The 17,247-nt window shown below is 65.7% G+C and carries 14 protein-coding genes; all 14 read left to right on the top strand.

Translation table 11 applies throughout. From position 1 onward, the window contains the following. The first annotated feature begins 18 nt into the window (after positions 1–18). The gene (locus tag PLL20_01175; protein ID HPD28577.1) at positions 19–213 is read left to right on the top strand and encodes a hypothetical protein; all 195 of its coding nucleotides are present in this window, start codon (positions 19–21) and stop codon (positions 211–213) included. A gap of 4 nt (positions 214–217) precedes the next feature. Then, entirely contained in the window at positions 218–610 is a 393-nt protein-coding gene (locus PLL20_01180) for a hypothetical protein (protein HPD28578.1), read from the top strand. Between the two features lie 114 nt (positions 611–724). Next, complete coding sequence (locus PLL20_01185; GenBank protein HPD28579.1) at positions 725–931, top strand: hypothetical protein; 207 nt, start codon at positions 725–727, stop codon at positions 929–931. Then, complete coding sequence (locus PLL20_01190) at positions 928–1,368, top strand: hypothetical protein (GenBank protein HPD28580.1); 441 nt, start codon at positions 928–930, stop codon at positions 1,366–1,368. Before PLL20_01185 ends, PLL20_01190 begins: the two co-directional genes overlap by 4 nt. A gap of 1 nt (position 1,369) precedes the next feature. Further along, a complete protein-coding gene (locus PLL20_01195) occupies positions 1,370–3,715 on the top strand; it encodes a phage tail tape measure protein (protein ID HPD28581.1) in 2,346 nt (781 codons plus the stop codon). Between the two features lie 9 nt (positions 3,716–3,724). After that, the gene (locus PLL20_01200; GenBank protein ID HPD28582.1) at positions 3,725–4,540 is read left to right on the top strand and encodes a hypothetical protein; all 816 of its coding nucleotides are present in this window, start codon (positions 3,725–3,727) and stop codon (positions 4,538–4,540) included. A 3-nt stretch (positions 4,541–4,543) separates the two neighbouring features. Next, positions 4,544–5,350 (top strand): hypothetical protein, encoded by an 807-nt coding sequence (locus PLL20_01205; protein ID HPD28583.1) that lies wholly within the window; start codon positions 4,544–4,546, stop codon positions 5,348–5,350. Then, entirely contained in the window at positions 5,343–6,296 is a 954-nt protein-coding gene (locus PLL20_01210) for a hypothetical protein (protein ID HPD28584.1), read from the top strand. Before PLL20_01205 ends, PLL20_01210 begins: the two co-directional genes overlap by 8 nt. Then, the gene (locus tag PLL20_01215) at positions 6,293–6,736 is read left to right on the top strand and encodes a hypothetical protein (protein HPD28585.1); all 444 of its coding nucleotides are present in this window, start codon (positions 6,293–6,295) and stop codon (positions 6,734–6,736) included. Before PLL20_01210 ends, PLL20_01215 begins: the two co-directional genes overlap by 4 nt. A gap of 10 nt (positions 6,737–6,746) precedes the next feature. Next, positions 6,747–9,506, top strand: coding sequence for a hypothetical protein (locus PLL20_01220; GenBank protein HPD28586.1), 2,760 nt, complete (start codon positions 6,747–6,749; stop codon positions 9,504–9,506). Beyond that, the gene (locus PLL20_01225; GenBank protein HPD28587.1) at positions 9,506–9,823 is read left to right on the top strand and encodes a hypothetical protein; all 318 of its coding nucleotides are present in this window, start codon (positions 9,506–9,508) and stop codon (positions 9,821–9,823) included. The genes PLL20_01220 and PLL20_01225 overlap by 1 nt, the downstream gene beginning before the upstream one ends. After that, complete coding sequence (locus PLL20_01230) at positions 9,820–10,365, top strand: hypothetical protein (protein HPD28588.1); 546 nt, start codon at positions 9,820–9,822, stop codon at positions 10,363–10,365. Before PLL20_01225 ends, PLL20_01230 begins: the two co-directional genes overlap by 4 nt. Before the next feature lie 252 nt (positions 10,366–10,617). Next, positions 10,618–14,193 (top strand): helicase-related protein, encoded by a 3,576-nt coding sequence (locus PLL20_01235; protein HPD28589.1) that lies wholly within the window; start codon positions 10,618–10,620, stop codon positions 14,191–14,193. Beyond that, positions 14,190–17,247 (top strand): DUF1156 domain-containing protein (locus PLL20_01240; GenBank protein ID HPD28590.1); only part of this gene is annotated, 3,058 nt, incomplete at its 3' end. The genes PLL20_01235 and PLL20_01240, both read left to right, overlap by 4 nt.

Consider the following 17,247-nt stretch of genomic DNA (forward strand, 5'->3'; position numbering starts at 1 on the left):
GCGATGGCCGAGGCCCGGATGCGGGATGCCTGGCAGCGGACCAGCTCGCTGATGGCCCTGATCGCCAATACCCACCGCGATCCCAGGCGGACGCGGGCATTCCGACCGAGCGACTTCGATCCCTTTGCCCGGAGCGCCGTGTCGGTACGGGTGGGCGTGGATGTTCTGAAGGACGTGTTCGTGCATGGACGTGTACCGGTACAAGGAGGTTGATCCCATGAGACGTGGATTCTGTGTGGTGTCGCTGATCGAGACGCTGGTGGCCATTCTGGCTTTGCTATTCGGCCTGGGGACGTTCGGCGGCTGTGCCCCGAACACCGAGCCGATCGAGCGGGCCAAGAACGACGTGTTCGAGAAGATCCTCACGCCGGCCATCGAGAAGGGAATCGCCGAGCTGAGCCAGCGGACCGGCCAGTTGCAGGGCCAGGGATCGCTGATCAACCCGGGCTACCGCAGCCGGGGCTACGGCGTCGTGGGCACCGGCTTCGTCTGGGACGGCACGGTCGAGACGATCGGCGTGTCGGCCAACGTCGCGGCGGCCACGCAGGGTGATCAGGGCCCGGACCTCGAGGCCCCGGCCACGCAGCCGGCCAACGAGGGTGGGCCGTGACACGGCGATTCTGGACGCTCTCTCTCCCGGCAGTGTGCAGTCTGCTGATCGCGGGCTGCACACTGCACGTTCATCTGGGCGGCACCTACTACCTGGATCGCAAGGAGGCGACGCATGCTGACGTGGCTGGACGGCAAGAAGACGATCATCGGCAGCCTGCTTCTCAGCCTGCTGGGGGCGTGCTGGAGTTTGGATGTATTGATTGACGGTGCGGCCAACTGGCTGACCGAGCAGCAGTACGTTGCGCTCGGGACCACCATCGCCGGCCTGACCGGCGCGGCCATGCGCCTGGCGGTCGGCAAGGTCAACAAGCCCGAATGATCGACCTGCGGATCAAGAACCTGTTCTTCGATCGCCAGGTCGTCCTGCGGGCGGTCGACAAGGCCAAACGCGAGGTGCTCTCGAAGGCCGGCGCGTTCATCCGCACCACCGCCCGCACCAGCATCCGCAAGCGCAAGGGCACCTCCAAGCCGGGCAGGCCGCCGTATTCGCACACCGGCCTGCTGCGGCGGTGGATTCTGTTCGGGTACGACCGCAGCAGCGATTCGGTGGTCGTCGGGCCGGTGGGCTTCAAGCGGTCCAAGGCGCCCAACGTGCTGGAGTTCGGCGGCGTCTCCGAGCGGCCCCGCTGGTGGCGCCGGCGACGCGACCTCGGCCGGAAACTGCGTGTTCGTGCCCGGCCGTTCATGGGGCCGGCGTTAGAGAAGGAGCGGGACAAGCTGCCGGCGCTCTGGGCCGGCAGCGTGCGAGGGAACTGACGTGGCGAATACCGCGGGCATCCGGGCCGGCCGTGCGTTCGTCGAACTCGGCGTGGACGACAAGCTCAGCGCCGGGCTCAAGCGGGCGCAGCGCCAACTCCAGGCCTTCGCCACCGGCCTGCGATCCGCCGGGCTGCAGCTGACCGGCATCGCGGCGGCCGTCGGGGCACCCGCCGCCGTGGCCACGAAGACCTTCGCGGACTTCGAATACCAGATGGCCCGCGTGCGGGCCCTCACCGGCGCCAATCGAGACCAGTTCGACAAGCTGACCGCCGAGGCCCGACGCCTGGGCGAGACCACGGTCTTCACCGCCCGCGACGCCGCCGACGCGATGAGCTTCTTCGCGCTGGCCGGCTACAAGGTGGATCAGATCCTCGCGGCCATCGGCCCGACGCTCGACATGGCCGCCGCCGGCCAGATTGGCATCGCCGAGTCGGCCGACATCGCCGCCAAGATCATGGCGGGCATGGGCATCGAGGCCGACCACCTGGGCGAGGCCGTCGATGTCCTGACCAAGGCGATGACCACGGCCAATACCGACCTGCGGCAGTTGGGCGACGCGATGAAGTACGTCGGCCCGATCGCCAAATCGGCCGGGATCGGCTTGGAGGAGATCGTCGGCGCCGTCCAGATGCTCTCCAACGCCGGCATCCAGGCGGACATGGCTGGCACGACGCTCCGCGGCGCCCTGCTGTCGCTGACCGATCCCAGCAAGGAGGCCGCCGACCAGTTGCGGGCGATGAGCGTCCGCGTCCTGGACAGCAAGGGCAACGTTCGATCGCTGGCCGCCATCATTGACGACATGAATCGAGCATTGGCCGGCCTGGGCACCGGCCAGAAGCTCGGGATCATCGGCCGGATCTTCGATGCCCGGCAGGCGGCGGGCTTTGCCGAACTGCTCAGTCAGGGGGGAGACAAGCTCCGCGAGTTCACCGCCTCGCTCAAGGATGCCAAGGGCACGGCGGGCCGGATCGCCGGCATCCAGCTCGACACGCTCAAGGGCGATGTGATCATCCTCCAGAGCGCGGCCGAGGGCCTGAAGATCTCGCTGGGCAAGGTGCTCGGTCCGATGGTTCGCGGCGTCACGCAGTACGTGACCAAACTGGTCACCGCGCTGTCACAGTGGGTCTCGCAGAACGTCCGGCTCATCCGCACCGCCGCCCTGATCGTCGCCGGCGTCGGCGCTTTGGGTTTGGGCCTGCTGACGCTGAGCGTCTCGGCCACGATCGCCGCCAAGGCACTGGGTGGCCTGGCGTTCATCACCGGCACGGCCACGAAGGTCATCGGCCTGATCATCACGATGCTGACCTCGCTCCTCTCGCCGGTCGGCCTGGTCATCGCGGCGATTGTCGCGCTGGGCACCGCCATCCTGGCCTATACCGGCGCCGGCGGCCAGGCGATCGAATGGATCGGTAAGCAGTTCGGCCGCATGCGGGATGCCGTCCAGGAGGTGACCGAGGGCATCGCCAACGCCCTGGCGGCCGGCGATATCGCCCTGGCCGCCAGGATCCTGTGGCTCTCGCTCAAGCTCCTTTGGCAGGAGGGCATGACGGCGCTGCAGCGGGTGTGGCTGGCGGGCAAGCAATTCTTTCTCCAGCGGTTCTACGACATGTGGTTCGGCGCCCAGGCCATTGCCGCCGACGCCTGGCACGCGCTGAAGGTCGGCTGGATCCGGCTGACCGCGTTCCTGTCGGACACGTGGGCGCGGTTCTCCAGCCGGTTCGCCGTGGAGTGGGCTACGATGGTCAACCTGGCGACGAAGGCCTGGAACTGGATCAAGTCCCTGTTCGACGAGGGCTTCGACGTCGAGGCCGCCAACCTCGCCGCCGACCAGGCCCTCGTGGCCGCCGAGCAGAAGATCAACGCGGAGAAGGACGCCGCCCTGGCCGCGATCGCCAACGAGCGCCAGCGGGACCTGGGCGCCGAACAGGGCCGGTACGAGGCCCGGCAGCGCGAGATCGTCGAGAAGGACGTCGAGGCCTCCCGGGCACTCGATGCCGAGACGAACGCCAAGCTGGCCAAGACCAAAGCGGACCTGGAACAAGCCCGCAAGGAACTTGATGCCGCGTTAACTCAGGCTCGGCAGAAACGCACCGAGAAGCCCGACGAGAACGCACCCGGCGGCAAGCGCGGCCCGCTGGCCGGGCTCAAGGACCAGCTGGAGGGCCTGGGCGATCTGCTGGCTGCCAAGGCGAGTGTCATCGGGACGTTCAACGTTTCCTCGACGCTGGGCCTGCAGGCCGGCGGCGTCCAGGACCGGATCGCCGGGGCCACGGAACGCACGGCCAAGGGCGTGGAGCAGTTGCGCAAGGACATCCGGGATCACCCGATGGCCTTTGCCTCGTGAGGATGAATCGTGCCGATCACGATGCTGGAAAAGCTCGACAGCCGCCGGGTCTCGCTGGGCGAGAACCCCAGCGTGGAGCTCGTCTATATCCTCACCGGCACGGCGGACGATGCCGCCGCCGTCGCGGCGGTCGAAGCGGCCACACCACTGATCTACCAGGGGCTGCTCCGCCAGAGCCTGCAGCTCGAGCCGGAGTGGGTGGACGAGAGCCACGGAGACGGCCAGTGGATCGCTACGGTGCGGTATGGGCTGTGGCCGCAGCCCAAGCAAGGCGAGTCGACCTACTCGTTCGACACCACCGGCGGCACGCAGCACATCACGCAGTCCATCCAGACCGTTCACAAGTACGCCCCGACGGGCAAGACCGCCCCGGACTTCAAAGGCGCCATCGGCGTCACGCCCGACAACGTCGAGGGTGTCGACATCACCATCCCGGCCTGCAGCTTCGCCGAGACGCATTACCTGCCGACGGTGCTGGTCACGTTGGCGTACCGTGTCGCCCTGTTCCGGCTGACCGGCAAGGTCAACAACGCCCCGTTCAAGGGCTGCGCCGCCGGGGAGTGCCTGTTCCTGGGCGCGACCGGCTCGAAACGCGGCGCCGACGATTGGGAGATCACCTACCGCTTCGCGGTCAGCCCGAACAAGACGAACATCTCCGTGGGCGAGATCACCGGCATCGACAAGAAGGGCTGGGAGTACCTGTGGGTGCGGTACCAGGACGCCGAAGACACTGCCGCAAATGCCCTGATCAAGAAGCCCATCGCCGCCTACGTCGAGAAGGTCTACGAGGACGCGGACTTCAGCATCCTGGGCATCGGAGTATGAGCGATGGCCGATGCACTCAGGAAGGTCAAACCCGGCGATCCGCTGGTCATCCCGGCCGGGACGTTCAACGCCTTCATCGAGGCCGCCCAGGATCTTCGGTCGCGCCAACAGAACCAGACGCAGGATGCCCAGCCGCTCACCCGGCCGTCCGGCATCGTGCGTATCCGCAACGACAGCGGCGCCGACCGGAACCGCTTCGACGTCCTGGGCGTCGACGGTGTCATCTTCGATCCGGCCGACGATGAGGATGCCTTCAAGAACGCTCCCGCGCTGGTGGGTGTCACACCGGCCGCCGAGCACGCCAATCGCTTTGTGATCCTCCTTGAACCCCTGGCCGACGGCACCATCGGCTTGGCGATGGCCCAGGGCATCTGCCCGGTCAAGCTCGATGTCCAGGACGTCGGCCACGGCTTCGCCGAGGCGGCCGAGGGTGAATGCGGCGCGCTGCGCAGCGCCTCGGGCTCCGGTGGCGCCCAGATCCTCTGGAAGGCCGAGGGCACCGGCGAGCAGTGGGCCGTGGTTCGGGTCGGCCAGGCCGGTGGAGGCGGCGAGCGACGGTATGCCCGGATCACCCAGGTCGAGGGCAGTTCGCCGCCGTTCCTCTACAGCGGCCAGCAGGTCAACCCGGCGGCCAACGGAACGTGGCAGGATGTTGCCGGCGGCGATGACCTCAACAGCAACCTCTACAACATCGGCGAGTCGATCTACCCGGGTGCCGGCAAGGTACCCGTCGGACGCGTGGTCGTGTACTGGGCGGGCGTAGGCTGCTGGCTCTTCGATGTGCTCTGGTACCGGGGGACGTATGGGTGAGTTCATCATCGAGATCGGTCAGCGGCGCCTCGCGCTGCCGAATACCTTCCACAAGGAAGGCGCGGAGAAGCTCTGGCGGGCCGCGTTCCTCGGCCAGGCCGTTACCTTCAGGGCTGGGCTCACGGGCATCAATATCCCCTGGAATCCGGATCATCGGCCCAACTACACCCGCAAGACGCCGGCACCCGCGACGCTCAAGCTCGACAAGGAGACCACCTGGGCGCACCTGCAGGACTTCTACGCCAACGACGGCGGTGCCGCCGACTACGCCGCCGACGGGGCCCACAAGGCGATCATGCAGTACGAGACCAAGCCGGTCACGTTCATCGTCAGTCGCCTGAGCAACGCCGTCCGCGTCATCAGCGACTGGCTGAGCTGGCGCAATGCCGTGCCCTGGACCACGCAGGGCAACCCGGACACCGGAACGCCCGGCTACTGGTTCAAGGACAGCGAATACAGCCCGGACTCGCACGGCTTCCCGTGGAACGTGCCGCACGGCCATCCCGGTCGGTTCCTGGCCGAGGAGGAAGGCCGGGGCGAGGTGACGACCGATCCCCTCCACGGCTGGGATGTAAAGGATGAGGGCAAAGCCTGGACGCCGGGCCAATGGGTCGGCTACGCCTGCTGGCTCGGCGGCGGGAAGTTCATCGTCCAGAGCAACACCGCCGACACACTGCACATCCATTCGGCGGGCGGTTCTTATGACGGGCTGTCTACCTTCTACAGCCTTCGGCCCAACACCGCCGCCCACGACCAGGTCGAGGCTTTTCGGTGGCGCGGCAGCACGCTGGAGATCGGCGCTGTCTACATCATCACCGACACCACGCCGCCTGCGCTCGTGGCCTCGGCGGTTCTGATCACCGGCGTGCGAATTCATCCCGGCGAGACACTGCGCCTGCGATACGAGCTGCGGGTCCGCGACTACCGGAGTGCGATCGACACATGATCACGCGGGACTACATGGAGGCAATCGCCAAGCGGGCCTTCCAGGGCCCGGCGGCTTGTGCATGGTCCGGATGGAAGCTCCGTCTGGCCGCCACCGACGTGGCTGGGGCCAACACCACACTGGCGCTGGCCGATCTGTCGGAACTGGATGACGCCGAGGGCTACGTCCCGATCCCGCTAAGTTGGTCGGTGATCACCGACGCCGATGGCGCCGATGCCCGCGCGGCCGTGGCCAACCCGGCCTGGCGGAACACGGGTACGGCCGACTGGCCGGAGTGCCGAGCCATCTTCGTGACGGCACAGGTGGATGGCGTTGAACGGTTGATGTGGTTCCTGGCGGTCGCGCCGTTCACGTTGGCGCCGAACGACACGATCGCGTTGCAGGACAATCTCGTGGAGATGGCGTGGAGGGCCAAGGTCGATGGTCAGCTTGTCCTGTAAAGATAGCACTATGCTGGTCACGACGTCGCACATCGACGAGCAGTTCGTCGGCGACGGCGGCACGGCCAACGTCTACTACGACATGCACGATCTACAGGCGGACTGCCAGGACCCCGATCCGGACCTGGAAGGCAAGTTCCGCCTGGCACTCAAGAAGCTCGAAGGCCTCATGTACGCCGCCCTGGGGGCCGTGCCCAAGAGCTATGCCAACCGTGAGCAGTGGTGGAAACAGGAGCACCTGCGGTGCCTGTGGCCCGAGCAGACTTTCCTGCACAACTCCGGCCAATACCCGCCGCCGGCGCCGGGGCTTTTCAAGGGCTGGTATTGGCAAACGGCGGCCATCGGCCAGATCGGCGGCCAGCTCCGTGGTTCAAGCCACACGATCAGCCCGACGGGCTACTTCGACTGGTCGCGAAGCGACGTCCTGCCCAAGCAGTACCTGCGCCTGCGTCACGACGCCGCGTGGTTCCCGCAGGATGCGGTCGCCCGAGTGTGCGTTGGCGGCGAGTCCTACGACGACCCGGTGCCCAATCAGGCGGTCCGAGTAACCTGGACGGTGCCGCAGGCCAAACGCGGCAAGGTCCAGACCGCCACACTGTTCTACAAGGCCGGCGGCGGGTCGTTGCTGCAACTGACGATGACGACCTCCGACGGCGGTGCATCGTACTGGGCCGAGGTCCCGGGCCAGCCCAACGAGACGCAGGTGTTGTTCTATCTTCGCGTGGTCAGCAACGAATCGCCCGCCGTCACCGTCTTCGAGCCGCACGGCACGACGCCCGATGCGGCGCCCACGCTGGCCAACATCCCGGCGGATGATCCCAACTCGCCGCCGGGCAGCGGCCACACCAAGCAGCAGGCGGGTTCGTGCTACTACTATTATGTCCTGCAGCACAAGGCCCCGTATGCCAACGGCTTCCCCGAACTGATCTGGGAGGAGTACACCGGCGAGAAACGCCAATGCCTCAAACGCTGCACCGGCACCTGGCAGATGGCCCCCTGGACCACCATCCGCCCCGGGCTGATCAACCTTGCCCGGTTCTGTCTGCAGTACCTGGGCAACTCCTTCCAGCACCATCCGGGCCATCGCGGCCCGGCCCCGGCGTGCTGCTTCAACATGCCCATCCTGTGGCGCTGGACCGGCGGCAATCTGCCCTGGCTCTACCGTGACGGCGGCAAGGGCGGCGGCGACGGCGTCCGCCCGTTGCACAACAATCCCACGCAGGCCAACGCCGGCGACGTCCGCTGCCGGAAAACCTGGCGCGGGCTGCCCGAGCCGTTCGACTACGCGCCCTCGATGGCCTGGGGCACGGAGGCCTATGAGTACGGGCATGATGAGAGCTGGCTGCCCTGGCCGCAGTTCGCCTCGTTCCAGTTCATCAACGACCCGATGGGCAACAGCGAGTGGCCCGGGCCGGGCCTGTTCCCGTACCACGGCAAGGACCGGGGCCTGCGTGAGGGCGACCGCATCAGCAAGGTCCATCTCTGGGAGATCATCAAGGCGGTCGACTATCTGATCGAGTACGGCCTGTGGTTCACGCGATCGGTCGAGACGTGCAAGAAAACGCCGACGACGTGCTACCCGCTCGAAGTCGACGGCGGACCCATGCCCTGGGGCTACTGGATCGACGATTGGGGCGACGGCAATCCCACGGAGGGCATCTACTGCTACGCTGCCTGCCAGCGCGGCCCGTGTCCGTACCCCTGGACCGATCCGATTGTTCCCTGGAACCGGCCGGCGACGATTGAGGACTGCCGCCTGGCTCGAGGCGATGGCGTCGCCGCCGGCCTGTGCGGCAAGCTCGCTCGGTACGAGGAATGGTGCGACGGCGGTTGCCCCGACGCCGATCCGCCGAAGGACAGCTACCATACCCGGCGCGCCGGCTGCTACAACAACAGCGAGCACGAGTATCCGTATCAAACGCCGAACGACTACTGGGAGGTCTGCAGCCACGTATTCTGGACGGGGCCGGATGATCCGCAGTGCACCTTCCACCATCACATCCGCGAGGGCAGCACGAACGGGTACGCCTGCTACCTCTGCGGGCCGGCACACTACTACAACGCCATCGGCGAGGGTTACTACCCGCAGGCCGAAGGCGGCGGGCGAATCTGGTCGGCGGTGGATGAGGATCACGGCAACGGCTGCGCCAAGTACCGCTACGGCGATCACGGCAACCCGGCGTGGGAGGACCAGCGCGGACCGCAGTACAACAAGCCCTTGGGCAACAGCTCCACGCAGGCCTTCGTCTGCCATCACGGCTCCGGCGGTAGCGAGGTCACGTCGGTACCGTTCGATACGATCGTGGACGTCGAGTGGTCCGGGCCGACCGTGCCGTGGGCGGAGGATCGTGGATGCGAGTATGAGTGCGATGACTTCCACGACTGGAGCGAGGTGGTGCCCGAGATCCCGGGCCTCGGCTGGTTCGGGCCGTACGGCACGAGCTTCGTCCGCGAGCCGCTCTGCAAGGAGTTCGAGCACTACCACTTCGACGCGGGACCGTACTCGCGCGTGCGATGCCGATTCCCCAGCGGGGTCTATCCGAACTGCAACGGGACCACCGTCTACCAGAACGTCGACCTGAACCTCAACGGCAACGGCGTGCCGCAGCTCCGCGACTACGACCTGACCATCCGCAAGCTCAATCCGGACGGGACGCCCATCGTGCCGGCCGTCTATCCCGACACGATCATCGAGCAGCGGGCGTCGGACACGATCTTCACCGCCGACGCCGTGCAATGCCCGTTCGACACCTGGAAGGGAGGACTCTGATGGCCGTGACGTTCGTGGACATCGGCGATACCCGCGTCTGGCTTTGTGCGTACAACCCCCGTGATGCCAGGACGCGGCTCTACTGCGACTTCGTCGTGGCCAGGGTGCGAGAGTTGCTGGCCGGCAAGACGCCTGCCGAGGTCCATGCCTGGGCCAAGGAACACCTTCCGCACCGGCGGGAGTTGATCGAGTACATCGAGGCGGGCGGGGAATTGCCCCGCGATACGGAGCCCGGCCGGCTTGCGGTCACGCCGGGGCAGGAGGCCTTCGAGGCCCCGATCGTGGCCCATATCAGAAGTCAAGGAGGACAGACGTGATTGTCGTGGAAGACATGAGATCGGTCGGGGACCTGATTCAGTTCGCCGCGTGGGTGCTGGTCGTCGTCGGGCTGCGGCGGGCGGTATTCGCCTCGTTCCTGGCCCGGGAGCTTGGGTGGCGCCGACGGCGCCGCGAGAGCAGGCGGATGATGCACCTGCAGCGGCTGCGCTGGGAGATCAATCACCGGACGCGATACGATGCGCGGGTGGAACAGGGCGATCCGCTGACGGCCCCGCAGCCGCTCACCGACGAGGAGGTCGCGGCCCGCGGGCGGGAGTTCGAGGCCCTGGCGGTCGGGACGCTCTGGGCCCGGGCGTGGGCCTACTTCCTGGAGTGCGCGATGTGCCAGTCGTTCTGGCTGGCCTTGCTGCTCATCGTGGTCTTCGGCCGCGCCGGGCTGGCGGCGGCCGTGGTCAGCGCCCTGGCCTACGGAGCGGTGGCGGCGACGATCGAAAGCCAGGCATCCGCCTTCGGTCCGAGACCGGCCGGACCGCGAGGGGCGGTAACGCCGGGGTGCAAGGGGTGTAGCCAAGGTCAGTGATGCGTATCACCCATTAGCTTTCGATTAGGTCCCGCCATCTGCGTGCCTGCAAGAGATGGACTGGTAAGTCCGTATTTACAAATCCTAAATAATTGTCTTTTAAATACTTATGGCAACACGGGTCGATAGGGTTGCCGTGGCGCCCTTTTTTCGGGGCGGCTTCGGCGCGCTGTTGACATTGACATAACATGTGCTATACTACCGCAGAATCGCACCACGCGATGCCTTGTTAAACACGGGCCGAGGTTGTGCATGACCGGCGACGCGACATCTTCCGGGCTTCCTTCGGACTACTCGACTCGGATCAAGCAGTTCCGCGCCCGCCTGGGCCTGACGCAGATGGAACTGGCGACGCGGCTGGGGGTCTCGTTCGCCACAGTGAATCGGTGGGAGAACGGCCAGACCAAGCCATCTCCCGTGTGCTGGCTACAGCTCCAGCGCATGGACGAAGGCGATACGGGAGCGGAGCCCGAAACCGTTCAGCCCGCCGAGAAGCCAATCATCGATTTTACCAGTTCCCCCAACGTGGTTCGAGCGCTCGCCGAGGGCGAACGCCTGGGCTTCGGTCACCTGTTCAACCCCGTGTTTGCCACCGAGATTTCGCAGATCGACCCCTTGCCCCACCAGCGAATCGCGGTCTACGAACAAATGCTGAAGCAGTTCCCCCTCCGGTTCCTGCTCGCGGATGACGCCGGCGCGGGCAAGACGATCATGACGGGCCTCTATATTCGTGAAATGAAGGCCCGTCGCCTGATCAAGCGCGTCCTGATCGTGGCGCCCGCAGGACTGATCGGCAACTGGAAGCGCGAGTTGGCCACGCTGTTCAGCCTTGAGTTCCGCATCGTCACGGGGGCTGATGCCAGAGATGCAAACCCGTTCGTGGGCGAGGAGAGCGACTGCGTTATCGTCAGCGTCGACACGCTCGCCGGCGCGAAGACGTTTGCACGCCTTCGGGAACCCGACGTTGTTCCGTACGATCTTGTTGTTTTCGACGAAGCGCACAAGCTCTCCGCCGATCGCGGAAGCGACCTTCGCGTCCGCAAAACGGACCGTTACCGGCTGGCCGAAGCGCTGGCGGGTGTGGGCGGCGTCGGTGAAGCCTGGACGTTACCTTGGACGGCACATCACCTGTTGCTGCTGACCGCCACGCCCCACCAAGGCAAAGATTACCCGTACTACGCCCTGTGGCGTCTGCTTGAGCCGGAGGTTCTTGCGACGCCGGAGGCATTCGATGAGTACCCGCCCGAGCGTCGCCGTGCACACTTCATCCGGCGCACAAAGGAGGAGATGGTTCACATCAGCGGCAAGCCGCTGTATCCGAAGCGCATCTCCGACACTTTGGGGTACGACCTCACCCAAGGTCCGATCAGCGAACAGACGCTCTACGACGAGACAACCGACTACATGCGCCATGTCTATAACCGCGCGAAGGTTCTGAATCGCTCCGCGGCACGGCTGGCGATGAGCGTGTTGCAGCGCCGCCTCGCAAGTTCCACCTACGCCCTGCTGCGGTCGTTCGAGCGTCGAATCGAAAAGCTGGACCAGTTGATCCGCCAAGTCCAGGAGGGAAGGCTTACCGAGGAGCAGCTTGTCGTCCTCCAGCGCCGTCTCGCCGAGGAAGACGACGTCCTGGATACCAAAACTGCTGACGAGGAAGGCACGGAAAACGGGCGAGAGGAGCATGAAATCTCCGAGGAGCGGCTGCTCGCCGGCGTCATCGCCGCTTCCCTGACCGACCTGGTCGTCGAGCGTGAGCAGGTCGTCGCGCTGCGCGACCTTGCCCGCAAGGTCTATGACCAGGGCGCGGAGTCCAAGTTCGACAAGCTGCGCGAAGTGCTGACCGATCCGAAGTTTGTCGGCGAGAAGTTCATCGTATTCACGGAACACCGCGATACGCTCGACTACCTCGTCCAGCGCCTTGGCGGCATGGGCTACACCGGCCAGATCGCCCAAATCCACGGTGGCATGGATTACATCGAACGCCAGGAACAGGTCGAACGATTCCGTCGCCCTCATAATGATGGTGGTGCCCGGTTCATGATCTGCACCGACGCGGCGGCGGAGGGCATCAACCTTCAGTTCTGTTGGATCATGATCAACTTCGACGTGCCCTGGAATCCGGCCCGCCTGGAACAGCGCATGGGCCGCATCCACCGCTACGGCCAGAAGCACGACCCCGTACACATCGTCAACCTCGTCGCTCCCAAGACGCGCGAGGGCCTCGTCCTTCAAACGCTACTGAAGAAGCTGGAGACCATCCGCGATAGGCTGGGCAGCGAAAAGGTCTTCGACTCCATTGGCCGCCTCTTCGAGGGCGTCTCGCTCAAACAGTACATGGAACAGGCCGTTGTCGAGGGCGCGGATGTCGCCGCGCACCAGCTCGAGGGTCGGCTGACCGAGGAGCAGGTCGCGGCCTTGGCCGCAAGGGAGAGGATGTTGTACGGCGACGGCGGCGATGTGGCCCGCCAGCTTCCGCGGTTGCGCGACGACTTGGAGCAGGAAGCCTATTGCCGGTTGCTGCCCGGCTACGTCCGCCACTTCATCGAAAACGCTGCCCCGCTCGTGGATATCGAAATCGACGGGCACCTGGACGGGTGCTTTTCACTGCGGCCCGCCCGCAAGGGTGCGGTCGATCCCCTGATTCACGCATTGGAAATGTACCCGGCGAAGCAGCGCGGCTGTTTGACCGTCAACAGACCGGACCCGGACAACAAGGACCGTGCGATTTGGCTGCATCCCGGCGAGCCGGTGTTTGAACGCTTCCGGGGGTTGGTCAGCGAGCGTCTGGGCGACCAGGCTCTGCGCGGCGCGGTCTTCATCGACCCGACCACCGAGAAGCCGTACCTGTTCCACCTCGCCTTGATCAGCGTCATTCGCCAAGCTGACCCTGAGCTGCCCGACCTGGCCTCCGAGGAAACGCTCGACTGCCAGCTCGTCGGCGTCAAGCAGTACGAAGGGGCCGAGGTCGTGCTCTGCCCCGTTGAGCACCTGCTTCTGCTCAAGGGCGGCCACGGCCTGCCCGCCGCCGCACAACGCCTGGCGGTGACGGCCGGGAAGCTCAAAGAGCAGGCCGAGGCCTTCATCATGGAGCGCGTCGCCCGGGGGCTTGCGGTCCAGCGCCGCAACGCCATGTTGGACACACTGCCCGAGCGCGAGCAATTCATCCGGCGTGGGTTCGACTTCCAGGAGGCCGAGCTTGCCGCCGCCCGTGTCAAGCAGTCGGAGAAAGCTCGCTCCGGCAACGCGGCCGCGATAAAGGCCCTCAAGGAGATCAAGGAGCAGCAGCGTTCGCTCGCCCAGCGGCGCCACGCCGCCTTGGCGACCATCCGGCGCGAACCCGAACTGATCGCGCCCGGACATCTGACCTTTCTGGCCCACGCCCTCGTCGTGCCCTCATCCGATCCGGCCGACCTCGAACGTCACGACGCCGAGGTCGAGAAGGTGGCGATGGACCTGGCCCGAGCCTTCGAGGAAGCGTGTGGGGCGACGGTCAAGGACGTCCACACGCCCGAACTGGCGCGAGCCGCCGGGCTGACCGACAACCCCGGCTTCGACCTGCTATCGATCTATCCCGACGGACAGCGGCGGGCCATCGAGGTCAAGGGCCGGGCCAGCACCGGAGACGTGGAGGTGTCGAGCAACGAATGGGCGCGTGCCGCCAACCTGCGCGAGGGCTACTGGCTCTACGCCGTCTACGACTGCGCCACGCCCAACCCGCGACTGGTGCGGGTACAGGACCCGTTCGGCAATCTGCTGGCCAAGGCCAAGGGCAGCGTTCTGATCAGCGCCAACCAGATTACACAAGCCGCCAAGGAATCTATCGCGTGACCGACTTCCCAAGGTTGATTGAACACGCGTTTCCGCTCAAGCAAGCGTCGCTGGACAGCGTGCACGAGAAGAACGTCCGCCACGGGCACATCTCGACGCTGCACATCTGGCCGGCGAGGCGGCCGCTGGCGGCCTGCCGGGCGGCGCTGATCGCTACGCTCCTGCCCGATCCATCGGCAAGTCCCAAGCCCGAGGGAATGACCGACACCCAGTGGGAGGCCGAGATCAAGCGGCGCCGCCGGGAACTCTGCGAGAAGATCGGCGGCAAGGTGGTCACGAAGAACGAGAAGAAGAAGATGCCCAACGGCCAGACCGTGGAGCGCATCAAGGAGGAGACCGTCGGCGGCATCCTGCACTGGGGCCGGGAGACTGAGAACGCCGAGACGCTTGAATGGTTCCGCCAGGAAATCCGCAAGGCCTACGGCGGGCGCGCCCCCAAGGTGCTCGATCCGTTCGCCGGGGGCGGGGCCATTCCGCTGGAGGCCATGCGGCTGGGCTGCGAGGCGACGGCCATCGACATCAACCCCGTCGCCTGGTTCATCCTCAAATGCACGCTGGAGTATCCGCAGAAGCTGGCCGGGCAGACCCGCCCGCTGCCGGAGTTCATTCTGCACAACGACGCCTTCATGGCCGAGTTCTTCAAGAAGGCCAAGGGCTACGGCGAGGCGGAGGTCACCGCCGCATTGAAGCGGCTGCACAAGTCGCTCAAGAAGAAGACCAAGGACACGGGCAAGGGTAGGCAAGGCGCGCTGCCGTTCGCGCCGTTGGCGAGTACGGAGGGCGAGGAACTCCTGGCCGACCTGGCCTGGCACGTCCGCGCCTGGGGCCAGTGGGTGCTGGATCGCGCCCGGCGGGAGCTGGCCCAGTGCTACCCCACCTATGCCGACTTCGAGCCGATCAAGAAGGACCACATCGCCTACGAGCACCAGCCGATGCGCCTCGTGCCGCTCAAGGACGATGGCACGCCGGACATCGACTCGCTGAACGCCGAGTTCACCGAGGAGTACCTGGCTGACAAGCGCAATCCGCGCTGGGTCGCCAAGCCGACGGTCGCCTATCTCTGGGCGCGGACGGTTGTCTGCAAGAACTGCCGGGCCACGGTTCCGCTGCTCAAGACCCGCTGGCTGTGCAAGAAGCCCAACAAGCGGGTACTTCTGACGATGGAGCCGAACGCCGACCGCACGGCCGTCGTGTTCGGCGTGGATGCGAGCGTTCCAGCCAAGGGTGGCAACGCAGCCCAGAAGCGCGAGCATGACAAGCGACTCGGTGCGGGCACGATGAGCCGGGCAGGAGCGCAGTGCCCGTGTTGTGGCGCGATCAACACGATGGAAGACATTCGGTTGGAAGGCAAGGCCGGTCGGCTGGGCAGCGTCATGACCGCCGTGGTCGTCGATACGCCCGCTGGCAAGGAATATCGACTGCCCACCGAGCATGAACTGGCCGTCGCCACGCCGAGTGAGGAGCAGGTCCAAGCCGCGTTCAAGGATGTGCCCTTCGGTGTGCCCGATGAGCCGACGCCCGCCGGCGGCGGAAGCGGTGCGGGCCGCGCGTTCAGCGTGCAGGGCTACGGGCTGATGAAGTGGCGAGACCTGTTCACGCCGCGCCAACTCATGGCGTTGGGCACCTTCGTCGCCGCCACCCGCGCCGCCCGCTGCGACATGGCATTCCCGCAACTCCCGCCCGAGTGGATCGAAGCGATTTCGGCCTACCTTGCGTCAATTCTCGACTTTGTCATCAATCGAAACAGCACTATCTGCACATGGACGCTTACACGCCAAACCACCCGTAGTACATTCGCTCGATTTGCTCTCCCAATATCGTGGGATTTCTCGGAAGCGTCAGTTCTTGAGCAGGGCTCCGGCGGGTATTCAGGAGCAATAGATTGGATAGGACGCTGCATCGACCACACCTTATCCTTCGCCACGGATTGTCCTGCGCCGTCCGTCGAACAACGTTCCGCAACCGCGCCGTCCGACAAGGGATACGATGTCGTACTCACCGATCCGCCTTACTACGATGCGATCCCGTATTCCGACTTGATGGACTACTTTCATATCTGGCTCCGTCGAACTCTGTTCGGTATATCGCCGTCCGTCGACGCCGCATTCGCCCACACCTTATCGCCTAAATGGGATAGCGAGGCCAACGACGGCGAGCTTATTGACGACTGTAGCCGCCACGGGAATGATGCTGCACTAAGTAAACATGTGTACGAAGACGGCATGGCCCGGGTATTTGGCTCGTGCTGTGAGGCACTGAAACCAGAAGGCCGATTGGTCATCGTCTTTGCCAACAAGCAGCCAGATGCGTGGGAAACACTCGTATCGGCAATCATACGCGCAGGCTTTGTCGTTGATGGAAGCTGGCCAATTCAAACAGAAATGGGCAACCGCACGCGCGCTCTTGTCGGGGCCGCGCTCGCGTCTTCTGTCTGGCTCGTTTGCAAGAAGCGTCCCGCCACCGCCAAGCCCGGCTGGGACAACAAGGTCTTGGAGGAGATGCGGGCGAACATTGCAGAGAAGCTGCGGGACTTCTGGGACGCCGGCATCCGCGGGCCGGACTTTGTCTGGGCGGCGACCGGCCCGGCGCTGGAGGCGTACAGCAAGCACCCGGTCGTGCGCAAGGCCAACGAGCCCAACGCCACGATGAACGTGGGCGAGTTCCTCAACCATGTCCGCCGGATGGTCGTGGACTACGTCGTCGGCCAGGTGCTCTCGGGAGAGGACCCGGAGACACGGGGACGGGGAGACGCGGCGATTGGCAACTTGGACGAGGTGACGGCCTACTACCTGCTGCACCGCCACAACTTCGGCATGGACGAAGCGCCCGTCGGCGCGTGCATCCTCTACGCCACGGCGTGCAGCCTGTCCGATGCCGAACTGGAGAAGACGTGGGACATCCTCTCACGCACCGGCAGCGACGCGGCTGCGGAGGAGGATAGCGAAGCCGAAGAATCGGCGGATGCCGCGGGCGACGCCGAGCCCGCCGAGGATTCGGGTGGCGGCAGCAAGGTGAAGCTCAAGGCGTGGAACCAGCGCAAGGGCAAGAGCATGG

It is taken from the genome of Phycisphaerae bacterium (genome assembly GCA_035384605.1).
GTDB lineage: Bacteria > Planctomycetota > Phycisphaerae > UBA1845 > PWPN01 > JAUCQB01.